Annotated in this window: 11 protein-coding genes; 9 read left to right on the top strand and 2 right to left on the bottom strand. The window is 66.1% G+C overall.

Translation table 11 applies throughout. The annotated features are described in order from the left end of the window. Positions 1-27 precede the first annotated feature (27 nt). The 6 genes from G7B69_RS04915 to G7B69_RS04890 all read left to right on the top strand — a co-directional run bounded on the left by G7B69_RS04915 (position 28) and on the right by G7B69_RS04890 (position 6938). Entirely contained in the window at positions 28-774 is a 747-nt protein-coding gene (locus G7B69_RS04915; protein WP_166176688.1) for a glutathione S-transferase family protein, read from the top strand. A 93-nt stretch (positions 775-867) separates the two neighbouring features. Next, entirely contained in the window at positions 868-2265 is a 1398-nt protein-coding gene (locus tag G7B69_RS04910) for a methyl-accepting chemotaxis protein (RefSeq protein ID WP_166176686.1), read from the top strand. Between the two features lie 79 nt (positions 2266-2344). Further along, positions 2345-3742 (top strand): methyl-accepting chemotaxis protein, encoded by a 1398-nt coding sequence (locus G7B69_RS04905; protein ID WP_166176684.1) that lies wholly within the window; start codon positions 2345-2347, stop codon positions 3740-3742. A 105-nt stretch (positions 3743-3847) separates the two neighbouring features. After that, positions 3848-5242: a methyl-accepting chemotaxis protein gene (locus tag G7B69_RS04900; RefSeq protein WP_207785952.1), complete on the top strand. Its 1395-nt coding sequence runs from the start codon at positions 3848-3850 to the stop codon at positions 5240-5242. 74 nt (positions 5243-5316) lie between these two features. Beyond that, entirely contained in the window at positions 5317-6342 is a 1026-nt protein-coding gene (locus G7B69_RS04895; protein ID WP_207785951.1) for a methyltransferase, read from the top strand. A 383-nt stretch (positions 6343-6725) separates the two neighbouring features. Beyond that, on the top strand, positions 6726-6938 hold the full coding sequence (locus tag G7B69_RS04890) for a hypothetical protein (RefSeq protein WP_166176682.1): 213 nt from the start codon (positions 6726-6728) through the stop codon (positions 6936-6938). 26 nt (positions 6939-6964) lie between these two features. Here G7B69_RS04890 and parE read toward each other — a convergent pair whose 3' ends face one another. After that, positions 6965-8965, bottom strand: coding sequence for a DNA topoisomerase IV subunit B (parE, locus tag G7B69_RS04885; RefSeq protein ID WP_166176680.1), 2001 nt, complete (start codon positions 8963-8965; stop codon positions 6965-6967). Positions 8966-9027: 62 nt separating this feature from the next. Further along, on the bottom strand, positions 9028-10176 hold the full coding sequence (locus G7B69_RS04880; RefSeq protein ID WP_166176678.1) for a penicillin-binding protein activator: 1149 nt from the start codon (positions 10174-10176) through the stop codon (positions 9028-9030). A 39-nt stretch (positions 10177-10215) separates the two neighbouring features. Here G7B69_RS04880 and rsmI point away from each other — a divergent pair, with 39 nt between their 5' ends. From rsmI to gshB, 3 genes are read left to right on the top strand one after another with little or no spacing between them, the layout of a single operon-like run. Next, the gene (gene rsmI, locus G7B69_RS04875; protein ID WP_166176676.1) at positions 10216-11070 is read left to right on the top strand and encodes a 16S rRNA (cytidine(1402)-2'-O)-methyltransferase; all 855 of its coding nucleotides are present in this window, start codon (positions 10216-10218) and stop codon (positions 11068-11070) included. Next, a complete protein-coding gene (locus G7B69_RS04870) occupies positions 11067-11417 on the top strand; it encodes a YraN family protein (protein WP_166176674.1) in 351 nt (116 codons plus the stop codon). The genes rsmI and G7B69_RS04870 overlap by 4 nt, the downstream gene beginning before the upstream one ends. 10 nt (positions 11418-11427) lie before the next feature. Next, entirely contained in the window at positions 11428-12384 is a 957-nt protein-coding gene (gene gshB / locus G7B69_RS04865; protein WP_166176672.1) for a glutathione synthase, read from the top strand. Positions 12385-12386: the final 2 nt, after the last annotated feature.

The raw sequence follows: 12386 nt of genomic DNA, 5'->3' as shown, positions 1-12386 counted from the left end.
TTAGGTGTGCCGCGCAGGAGAGATGCCATGCTCAAGCTCTACAGTTTCGGCCCCGGGGCCAACTCGCTGAAGCCACTGCTCGCGCTTTACGAGAAGGGCCTGCAGTTCGAGCACAAGCAACTCAATCCCGCGGAGTTCGAGCATCATTCGGACTGGTACAAGGCCATCAACCCGCGAGGACAGGTCCCAGCGCTCGACGATGGCGGCAAGATCGTCACCGAATCCACGGTGATCTGCGAATACCTCGAGGACGAATACCCGACCGAAGTGCGACTACGCCCTGACAATTCCTTCGACCGGGCGCAGATGCGAATCTGGACCAAGTGGGTCGATGAATACTTCTGCTGGTGCGTCTCCACGGTGGGGTGGCACCGCTATGTCGGCGGCATGGTCAAGAACCTCAATGACGCCGAGTTCGAGGACATGGTCGCCAAGGTCCCGGTGCCCGAACAGCAGGTGAAATGGCGGCGAGCCCGCGAGGGTTTCCCCAGGGATGTGCTCGACGAGGAAATGCGCAAGATCGCCGTCTCGGTGCGCAAGCTGGACGATCACCTGGCTGGCAACGAATGGCTTGCCGGCGGGATCTTTTCGCTGGCCGACATCTGCAACTTCGCCATCGCCAACGGCATGGAAATGGGCTTTGCCGAGATGGTCAACGACAGCGACACGCCGCACCTGCTGCGCTGGATCCGCCAGATCAACGAGCGCCCGGCGGTCAAGGACATGTTCGCCCACGTGCCGCGCGAACGCTTCGAGCCGGCGCGCGTGGATTGATACCGAACCGGCTACGGTGAAACCCTTATCCGTCTGTTAACCAAAGTCTCTTAGTTGTGACCGCCACGTGTCCGTGGGGGAGCGGCAAGAGCAATGAAGCACGAAGCGTTCGGCCGGCCGGAAAGCTCGGCCCTGGAGATCATCCCGCAGAGCTGCGGCGAAGTCGCCGTCGGCTGTTCCGACGTGACCGGCATCCTGCAAAAGGTCATCGAATCCTCAGCAAGGCTGCGCGCCGAGCACGCCGCCCTGCAAGGCTCGGTCGCCGAGATGGAAGCCGATCAGCGAATGGTCAGCGAGGCGAGCGAGGAAGCGCGCATGCTCTCGGCCCAGGCCATCGGCCGGCTCGGCGAAGGCACCTCGATGATCCAGTCGTCGCTCGGCGAGATCGGCAGCCTCGTGTCGCTGGTGGACACCCTGATCGAGCACGTCACCGAATTCGCCGCGGCGATGGAACAGGTCAAGCGCTGCTCGGCCGACATCGAGAGCATCGCCGGTACCACCGACATCCTCGCGCTCAATGCCGCGATCGAGGCGATGCGTGCCGGTGAAGCGGGCCGGACCTTTGCGGTCGTCGCCCACGAAGTGAAGATGCTGGCCAACAACACCAAGGCGGCGACCAGCGAGATTTCGCGCACTATCGATGCGCTGGGCGACCGGGCCAACAAGGTCATCGGCCAGATCGAATCCGGCGCCGAGGCGAGCAACAAGGCCAAGAGTTCGATCGCGCGCATCGACGAGACCATTTCCGGGGTGGGCGAGCTGGTCCGCGAAGTCGACGGTCAGAACGACCAGATCGCTCGTTCGACCGGCACCATCAGCAACCACGTCACGCGCGTCCACACCGTGCTCTCCGAGTTCGAGACCGCCGCCGCGGAGAACGAAGGCAAGCTGGTCGAGGCGCAGGAGCGCATGGGTGAGCTCGAGGAAATGGCCAGCGTGATGTTCGACCGCGTCGTCCGCGCCGGCCTCGCACCGCAGGACAGCCTGATGGTCGAGCGCGCGCGCGAAGGTTCGGAGGAAGTCACCGCGCTGGCGCTCGCCGCGCTCGCCGACGGCAGCCTCGACGAGGGCCGGCTGTTCGACGACAACTACGTCGAGGTGCCGGGCACCAACCCGCAACTCTACCGTAACCGCTTCAGTGACTGGGCCGACGCCAACTGGCGCCCGGTGCTCGACCGGATCAAGGCCTCCGACCCGAACATCGTCGCGACGGTGTGCGACGACCGCAACGGCTTCCTGCCGACCCACCTCAGCGACCGGTCGCGGCCGCCGACCGGCGAATACTCGCACGACCTGCAGTATTGCCGGAACGGGCGGATGATCTTCAACGCGATCGACAAGCGGATCAAGAACAGCGACGAGCCTTACTCGATGGCGGTCTACCGCTACGAAGGCGACGGCAAGCAGTACCGGGTGGTCCGTCTGGCCAGCGTGCCGATCGTGATCAATGGCCGCCGCTGGGGCGATTACGAGATTTCCTACATCGCCTGAGGCCCGCTTAAGAGTTCCCTTACGAAGCGCGGCTATCGGTCCGTCCAGCGAAGTTCCGGTCCGTCAGCGAAAGTCCCCCATGAAGCGTGAATTTTTCGAGGCGGAGGCGTCGGGCATCGACGCCATTCCGCGGTATTGCGGTGAAGTCACAGTCGGCTGCTCGGACGTTGCGGGAATTGTCGAAGGGGTTGCCCGCTCGTCGCAGCGGCTGCGCGAAGAGCACGCCGAGCTGGCCGCCACGATCGCGGCGCTCGAGACCGAGCAGCAGCAGGTCACCGACGCCTCCGACGAAGCCCGCATGCTGTCGCAGAAGGCGGTCGACCGGCTGTTTCGCGGCACCGACCTCATACGCTCGTCGCTCGGCCAGGTCGGCCAGTTGCTGGTCACGGTCGACACCCTGACCCAGCACGTCACCGGCTTCGCCGCGGCTATGGAGCAGGTTCGACGGACGAGCCAGGACATCGGCCGTATCGCCGACACCACCAACATCCTCGCCTTCAATGCGATGATCGAGGCGCGCCGCGCGGGCGACGCGGGCAAGACTTTCGCGGTCGTCGCCGACGAGGTGAAGAGCCTCGCCAACGATACCCGCAAGGCGACCGAGGAAATCTCGCGCACGATCGACACGCTGGGCTCGGAGGCCGAACAGGTCGTCACCCGCATCGCCGCGGGCGCTCAGGCGAGCGACGAAGCCCGCAACTCGATCGCCAGCATCGAGGGGACGCTCGGCGAGGTGATCGGCTTCGTCGAGGAAGTCGATCGCCAGAACGCACTGATCGCGCGCACCACCGGAGGGATCGGCGTCCATGTCGGCGAGGTGCGCAAGATCGTCGCCAGCTTCGACGCTGCGACGCTCGACAACGAAGCCAAGCTCGACACCGCGCATTCGCGGATGGAACAGCTCGAGATGACCGCCAACGTGATGTTCGACAACATCGTCGGCGCCGGCCTCTCGCCGGCCGACAGCCTGATGGTCGAGCGCGCCCAGGCCGCCGCGCGCGAGATCGCCGAGCTGACCGAGGCCGCGCTCGACGCGGGAGAACTCGCCGAAAGCGCGCTGTTCGACCGCGATTACCAGCTCATCCCCGGCAGCGACCCGAAGTGCTTTGCCAACAGGCTGATGCCGTGGGCTCACCGCAGCTGGCGCCCGGTCTACGACCGGATCGTCGCCTCGGACCCGCAGATCATGGCGGTCGCCTGCACCGACATGAACGGACACCTGCCGGCGCACCTCAGCGAATTCTCGCGCGAGCCGACCGGGGACAAGGCGCACGACACCAAGCACTGCCGCAACGGCCGCATCATTCTCGACGCGATCGACCGGAAGGCCAAGGAAAGCCGGGCGCCGTACATGATGGCGGTCTATCGCCAAGAAGGCGACGGGCGCAGCTACAAGGTCGTGCGCAACGTCTGCGTCCCGCTCGAAATCGCCGGCCGCCGCTGGGGCGACCTCGAGCTGGCCTACAGCTTCGGCTGAGGCTCCGCCGGCACTGCCGGTATTCCTCTGTTAGCAATTCATGTTGCAGTGCAGCTAGTGCAGTGCAACAAGGCTTGGGTCGCGCCAGTTTTGCCCGGGGGGTGTATGGGGGGTGACCTGTTGAACATCGAGGCGCTGCTGGCCGATCTTGGCGAGCAATCCGGCGCAATTGCCGTGCAATGCAGCGACACCGGCGGCCAGCTCGATCGCCTCAATCGGCAGATGGCGGCGGAGGCCGAGCGGCTGGTGGAACTGTCGGTGGCGATGGACTCGCTCACCACCGCGCAAGTCGAAAGTCGCGCCGCCACGGGCGAACTGCTGCATTCGGCGGAACTTGCGCAAAGAGTTCTTCATCGCGGCAACCGCGTGGCGCAGCAGTCTCTCGACGAGGTTGGACGGCTGGTCGTTGGCGTCACCGGGCTCGACGACGAGTTGCAGTCGTTCCTCGAGCGGCTGGCGACGATCGGCGGCATCTCGCGGGCGCTCAAGCTCATCGCCGAACAGACCGAGATGCTCAGCTTCAACGCCCGCATCGAGGCGGCCCGGGGCGGGGCCGAGATGAAGCCGTTCCAGGTCCTCGCCGACGAGATCCGCCAACTGGCGAACACGACCTCGCAATCGGCCAGCGAGGTCGGAAGCAACATCGCCGCGCTCGACGAGACCGCCGCACATCTCATTTCCGGCCTCAGCGCCAACATCGCCGTGGGCCGGGAGACGACGTTGCACATCGACAGCTTGCGCGAATCGATGAGCGAGATGGCTGCGTTGGTGCTGCAGTTCCAGGATCGCTCGCAAGCGATCGCCGGCTGCAACGAGCGCGCAGCAGTGGCGGTCGAAACGCTTGGCTTCGGGATGGACGAATTCTATTCCGTCGCCGCCGAAAGCGCCAAGCGCGCGGACGAGGCGCGCATGCGGCTCGATCAGCTCGAAAGCCATGCCAACGACATGCTCAATCGGGTGGCGCACGGTGGCGTGAAGACGCGCAACGATCCGTTGATCGCGATGGGTATCGAAGGCGCCAACGAAGTCACCGCCTTGATCGAGAGCCGCCTCGGCACCCCGGAACTCAACGAGACGGCGCTGTTCGATATCGATTACCGGCCGCGGCCGGGCACCGATCCGGTCCAGTACGACAACGGCTTCGCCGACTTCGCCGACTTGCACATCCGCCCGATCCTCGATCGCTGGACACGCCAGAACAAGGCGGTCGTCGGCTGCTGCCTGGTCGACATGAACGGCTACCTGCCGACCCACATCACCGAACGCAGCCAGGCGCCGATTCCCGGCGAGCGCCTGCGCAACCTCGAAGTCAGCCGCAACCGGCAAATCTTCATGGACAACCAGACGCGCCGCGCGCTCGACGGCGACGACGACTACTTTCTGTTCGCTTACCGGCAGGACCTCGGCGAAGGCCGCTTCCGTGCGTTGCGCAGCGTGTTCGTGCCGCTCTATTTCGGTGGCCGGAAGTGGGGGCTTTACGAGGTCGGTTACCTGATCTGAGGCGATCAACGGCGGCGGTGACAAGCGCTCATCCCTCCGCTACCTTTTGACAAACACAAAGGGAGAGGGATCGCGTGACCACAAGCGAACAGGAAGCCGCCGCCGCATCGCGGCTGATGGAAATGACCATCGACCACTGGCGCGGCGAACTGTTGCTCCAGGCGGCGGAGATGAGCCTCGCCGACAAGTTCGACGGCGACAGCCCACGCACCGCGAAGGACCTCGCTGCCGAATACGGCATGCGTCACCGGGAATTGTACCGTTTCCTGCGAGCGCTGACCGGGATCGGCCTGCTGGCGTTTGCCGGCAAGGACAGCTTCCGGTTGACCGATCTGGGCCAGGCGATGAGGACCGGCGCGCCCGGCGCGGCGCGCTCGGCGGTAATCGCGTTGATCGGCGACATGGTGAAGCCGGCGTGGATCGATTTCGACCACGGCCTCGTCACGGGTGACCCCGGCTTCGAGAAGGCGCACGGCCAGAGCCTGTTCGAGTACCTCCAGAAGAACCCCGGCATGGCGACCTTCTTCAGCGAGACGATGGTCGGCTTCCACGGCCGCGAGCCGCCGGCGGTGGCCGAGGCTTACGATTTCTCGGGCATCGGCTCGCTGGTCGACGTCGGCGGGGCCTCGGGCAACATGCTCGGCCACGTGCTGTCGCGCCACCCGAACGTGAAGGGTGTGCTTTACGACCTTCCGCACGTCGTCGCCGACGCACCGGCGTTGCTTGCCAGCCACGGGGTGGCCGACCGGGTGACCATCGAGAGCGGCAGCTTCTTCGAGAGCGTTCCGAAGGGCCACGACGCCTACCTGCTCAGCCACATCATCCACGACTGGGACGACGGCGAGAACGCCACGATCCTGAAGAACGTGCGCGAGGCGATGAATCCCGACGGCAAGCTGCTGATCGTCGAGATGGTCCTGCCCGAAGGCGACGCCCCGCACATGGGCAAGATGCTCGACATGATGATGATGCTGGTTCCGGGCGGCGAGGAACGCACCGCGGCCGAATACGCCGAACTGCTCGAGCCGAACGGGTTCAGGGTGACGCGGGTGGTGCCGACGGATTCGGCGGTCAGCGTGGTGGAGGCGGTGCGGGCTTAGGCATCGACCTCGTCGCCGATGTTGCCCTTGCGTCGCCGATAGAGGGCGGTCAGTAGAGGGCTCGAAGAGGGGCTATAGGGGGTCGGTGTGGCTAGCCAAACATATCTCGATTTTATCGCTGCGGTCTGTGACTATCTTAAGTCGACTGGCAGCAATGGCCCAACCAATGGGAAGAGCAACAAGCAGATTGTTCAGACATCATCGGCGTTGAGAGAGTTGATCTGTTTGGCGCGGTCGAGATTGATATTGCGTCTTGCGAAATAAAGCTCGGTGAGGAAGGCTGGGAGCAAGTCATTTTTGAAGCGATTTCGCACAAGCGTTTCGCGAACCGGTCTTGGTTTTGCTACCGCACCCCGGCTGAAGGTTGGCCACTTCCGAAAGGCATGGAGTATTACGCCGAGCGTTATCGTGTCGGGCTCGTTCAGATCATCCTCAGTGACCAAGAGGTCATCGAACTTAAGTCGGCAGAAAAAGGGCCGTTGGACTTCATCGAACGTGTCGTGGAACGTGTCCCCGCCCTTTATGATCATGTTCCGTTGAGAGAACAAAAGGATGTGGTCGAACGATCTGGCATTACACTGACCATGACTTTCTGATCCAATAATCGTCCGCCGAGGATTGCCTAGGCGTCGATCATCTCGCGATCGATCTCGCCCGCGCGGTTCTGGATGAAGTTGAAGCGGTGCTCGGGGTTGCGGCCCATCAGCTGGTCAACCAGTTCGGCGATGGCGAAGCGCTGCTCGTGCTCGGGGGGCAGGGTGATGCGGATCAGGCTCCGGCTCTTCGGGTCCATCGTGGTTTCGCGCAATTGCCCCGGGTTCATCTCGCCGAGGCCCTTGAAGCGGCTGACTTCGACTTTCTTGCCCTTGAACACCGTCGCTTCGAGCTCGGCGCGGTCGGCTTCGTCGCGGGCGTAGCGGCTCTCCTTGCCGGCGGTCAGGCGGTAGAGCGGCGGCTGGGCGAGGTAGAGATGCCCCTGGCGGACGATCTCGGCCATCTCCTGGAAGAAGAACGTCATCAGCAGGGTGGCGATGTGCGCGCCGTCGACGTCGGCGTCGGTCATGATGACCACCCGGTCGTAGCGCAAGTTGGCCGGGTCGCAGTCCTTGCGCGTGCCGCAACCGAGCGCGAGGACCAAGTCGGCGATTTCGGTGTTGGCGCGAATCTTGTCGGCGGTGGCTGAGGCGACGTTGAGGATCTTGCCGCGGATCGGCAGGATCGCCTGGGTCTTGCGGTCTCGCGCCTGCTTGGCGCTGCCGCCGGCGCTGTCGCCTTCGACGATGAACAGCTCGGTCTCGCCTTTGCCTTCGCCCGAGCAGTCGGTCAGCTTGCCCGGCAGGCGCAGCTTCTTGCCGCTGGTGGCGGTCTTGCGCTTGATCTCGCGCTCGGCCTTGCGCTTCAGCCGTTCGTCCATCCGCTCCAGCACGCTGCCGAGCAGGGCGCGGCCGCGCTCCATGTTGTCGGACAGGAAGTGATCGAAGTGGTCGCGCACCGCGTTCTCGACCAGGCGCGCCGCCTCGGGCGAGGTCAGGCGGTCCTTGGTCTGGCTCTGGAACTGCGGCTCGCGGATGAACACCGAGAGCATGATTTCGCTGCCGGTGATGACATCGTCGGCACTGATGTCCTTCGCCTTCTTCTGCCCGATCAGCTCGCCGAACGCGCGAATGCCCTTGGTCAGCGCAGCGCGCATGCCTTGTTCGTGGGTGCCGCCGTCGGGCGTTGGCACCGTGTTGCAGTACCAGGAATAGGCGCCGTCGGACCACAGCGGCCAGGCCACCGCCCATTCGACGCGGCCCTGCGCTTCGCCGTTCTGCGCCGGGAAGTCCTGGCTCCCGGTGAAGAACTGGCTGGTGACGCACTCGCGCCCCGCGACTTCCTCGGCGAGATGGTCGGCGAGACCGCCGGGGAACTGGAACACCGCTTCCTCGGGCACTTCCTCCGAGGCGAGCGAGGGGGCGCATTTCCAGCGGATCTCGACCCCGGCGTAGAGGTAGGCTTTCGAGCGAGCGAGCTTGAACAGCCGCAGCGGCTTGAACTCGCGGTCGCCGAAGATCTCCGGATCGGGCGTGAAGCTGACCGTGGTTCCACGGCGGTTCGGCGTGCTGCCGAGGTGTTGCAGCGGACCGGTCGGCGCGCCGCGCGAGAACTCCTGCGCGAAGACTTCCTTGTTGCGCGCGACTTCGACGCGGACATGCTCCGAAAGCGCGTTGACCACGCTGACGCCGACGCCGTGGAGGCCGCCGCTGGTGGCATAGGCCTTGCCGGAGAACTTGCCGCCCGAGTGCAGGGTGGTCAGAATCACCTCGAGCGAGGACTTGCCGGGGAACTTGGGATGCTCGTCGACCGGCATCCCGCGGCCGTTGTCGGTGATCGTCAGGCGATTGCCTTCGTCGAGGACGACCTCGATGCGGTTGGCATGTCCGGCGACCGCCTCGTCCATCGCGTTGTCGAGGACTTCGGCGGCGAGGTGGTGCAGCGCTCGCTCGTCGATTCCGCCGATGTACATGCCGGGGCGCCGGCGGACCGGCTCGAGCCCCTCCAGCACCTCGATCGAGGAAGCGTCGTACTCGCCGTCGCCTTGCGGCAGCTTGTCGAACAGGGAACCTGCGTCTTCTGGGGACATGGATCGGCTATAGGGAGCGCTCTCGCGCGGACTCAAGCGGAAGCGGCGGGGTTATCCGCGCTTCAGAACTGTGTCGGCGCCGGCGAGACCACCGTCACCGTGCCGTTGCCGACCTGGCGCACTTCCATCGCCCGCTCGGCCAGGCCGTTGGGCTGGAAGCGGAACGCGCCGTCGATGCCGAGGAACCCGGCGCTGTCGAACAGGTGCGAGGTCGGAAATTCGCGGCCCGGCGTCCAGTCGCGCGCCACCCGCAGGGTCAGCAGCACGGCGTCGTAGCCGAGCGTGGCGACGCGGTAGGGCTGGGCGCCGAAGCGCGACTTGTAGCTCGAGGCGAAGCGGCCGTAGCGGGCATCCGACACGCTCGAGAACCACGCCCCGCGCAGCGCGGTGGCTTTCGCCACGTCCTCTTCGCCGCTCCACAGTTCGGTCCCGAGCAGGTGCGGCAGCGCCGCGCCGGCGGTCTTGAGCGCACCTGCCGCGATCGCCGAGAGACGCGCGCCGTCGGCGATCAGCACGGTGTCGAAACCGCCCTTCGCGCGAAGGCGCTCGGCGGCGCTGATCACCGAGGTGTTGCCGCGGTCGTAAGTTTCGGTGGCGACGAGCACGCCGCCGCCCGCGGCGACCCGCGCCGCCAGCGCCGCCTGCGCATGGCGGCCGTAATCGCCGTTGGGCACGATCGCGGCGAAGCGCTTGGCCCCCTTCGACATCGCGTAGCCGACCGTGCGGTCGATCGATTCCTCGGGCAGCACCCCGAGGATGAAGACATCGCGCGCGGCAACCGTGCGGTCGTTCGAGAAGCTGATCAGCGGCACGTGCGCCGGGCGCGCCTTGGCGGCGACGACCTTGACGTCGTCGCCCAGCAGCGGGCCGAGGATCAACTTGTTGCCGTCGGCGATCGCCCGCGCCGCGGCGCTGTCGGCGCCGGTAGCGGTATCGTAAGTGGTGATCCGCAGGTTCGAGGCATTGGTGTCGAGCAACGCCATCGTCGTGGCGTTGGCGATCGACTGGCCGACCGCGCCGTTGGCGCCCGACATCGGCACCAGCAAGGCCACCCGGTGGCGGCCTTCGTCCTGCGGCAACTGGCCGGGCGTAGCCGTCGGCACCGGCCGCGGCGTCACGACCGGTCCCTGGCCTTTCGGAACGACCTGGCAGGCGGCGAGCGCCACGCTGAGGGCCACCGCCGCAATCAGGCGTTTCCAGTTACCGAACATGCTTGCCGCTCCCGCTGCTGTTGGTTCACAAGGCGCGCCGTGAGCGATCAGCGCGACCTCGAAGCCAAATCCTTGTCTCCCGGCCTCTATATAGTTGCGACGCCGATTGGCAATCTCGGCGACATTACGCTCCGCGCCGCGGACGTGCTCGCGCGGTGCGACGCGATCGCCTGTGAGGACACGCGCGTCACTCGCAAGCTTATTCAACACCTTGGCCTCGCCAAACCGCTGTGGCGTTACGACGACCATGCGTCCGATTCGGACCGCGAGCGCTTGCTCGACGCAATGCGGGACAAGGCCGTGGCCCTGGTGAGCGATGCGGGCACGCCGCTGGTGTCCGACCCCGGTTACAAGCTGGTGCGCGAGGCGCGCGCGGCGGGGATTCCCGTCACCAGCTTGCCGGGGCCGAGCGCTCCTGTGGTGGCGCTGACGTTGTCGGGGCTGCCCAGCGACCGGTTCCTGTTCACCGGGTTCCTGCCGGCCAAGGACAAGGCGCGGGGCGAGACCCTCGCCGAGCTTGCTGGCGTCAAGGCGACGCTGGTGTTCTTCGAGACCGCGCCGCGCCTGGCGAAATCGCTCGCCGCGATCGGCGAGGCGCTGCCCGGCCGCGAGATCGCCGTCGCCCGCGAGCTCACCAAGCTTTACGAGGAATGCCGCAGCGGATCCGCGGAAGAGCTGATCGCGCATTATGAAGCGCACCCGCCGCGCGGCGAGATCGTGCTGCTGGTCGGCCCGCCGGCCGATCGGCTCGCCGACGCGGGCGACGCCGATCGCCTCCTCCTCGAGGCGCTGGTGACCGAAAAGCCCTCACGCGCCGCCGCGCTCGTTGCGAAGGCGACCGGGCTCGAACGGAAGGCGCTCTACGCCCGCGCGCTCGAACTTCAGGCCTCGTGAACCGGTTCGAGGCCGAACGGCGCGGACGCAAGGGGGAGGGCTTCGCCGCGCTCTGGCTGCGGCTCCACGGCTGGCGCATCGTCGCCCGGCGGGTCAAGACCCCGCGCGGCGAGATCGACCTGGTCGCCCGGCGCGGCCGCACGGTCGCCTTCGTCGAAGTGAAGTGGCGCGCGACCGTTATCGAGCGTGACCGTTCAATCGACGACTATCGCCTGCGCCGCGTCGCTGCCGCAGTGGAAGCGATCGCTCACCGCCACTTGCGCGCGGGCGACAATCCGCGGATCGACGTGCTCCTGCTTGCACCGGGCCGCTGGCCGCGCCACATCGTCAACGCCTGGCAGCCATGAGGGAATTCGAATGAGCCTGCGCGTCGCCGTCCAGATGGACCCGATCGAAAGCGTCAACATCGCCGGCGATTCGAGCTTCGCGCTGATGCTTTCGGCGCAGGCGCGCGGGCATTCGCTGTGGCACTACGACGTCGGCTCGCTGACGCTCGACGAGAACGACCGCCTTAGCGCGCTGGCCAGCCCGGTGCGCGTCCAGCGCGTGGCCGGCAGCCATTTCGAGAGGGACGAGGCGCGCAGGCTCGATCTCGGCCGCGACATCGACGTGGTGCTGATGCGGCAGGATCCGCCGTTCGACATGGGTTACATCACCGCGACGCACTTGCTCGAGCGCATCCAGGGCGAAACGCTGGTGGTCAACGACCCGGCGAGCGTGCGCAACGCACCCGAAAAGGTCTTCGTGCTCGATTTCCGCCGCTTCATGCCGCCGACTCTGGTCACCCGCAGCGTCGCCGAAGTGCGCGAGTTCATGGGCCGCCACGGCGCGGTGGTGGTCAAGCCGATCCACGGCAACGGCGGCAAGGCGATCTTCCGCGTGCCCGAGAGCGGCGAAAACCTCTCGGCGCTGATCGACGTCTTCAACCAGACCTGGCCCGAGCCGCACATGGTGCAGCCGTTCCTCCCCGAAGTCGCCGAGGGCGACAAGCGGATCGTGCTGGTCGACGGCGAATACGCCGGGGCGATCAACCGCAAGCCGGGGCAGGGCGAGTTCCGCTCCAATCTGGCCCAGGGCGGCTACGCCGAGAAGACCGACCTCACCGCGCGCGAGGAGGAAATCTGCGCGGCGATGGGCCCGGAGCTCAAGAAGCGCGGGCTGATCTTCGTGGGCATCGACGTGATCGGCGGGAAGTGGCTGACCGAGATCAACGTGACCAGCCCGACCGGGATCGTCAGCATCGACCAGTTCAACGGCACCGACACGCCCGCGCGCATCTGGGATGCGATCGAGGCACGGCTTGGCGCAAACTAGCG

This window comes from Croceibacterium segetis, assembly GCF_011320115.1.
Lineage (GTDB): Bacteria > Pseudomonadota > Alphaproteobacteria > Sphingomonadales > Sphingomonadaceae > Croceibacterium_B > Croceibacterium_B segetis.
The sequence above is the reverse complement of the archived record's forward strand: the minus strand, read 5'-3'. Positions and strand labels throughout refer to the sequence as shown.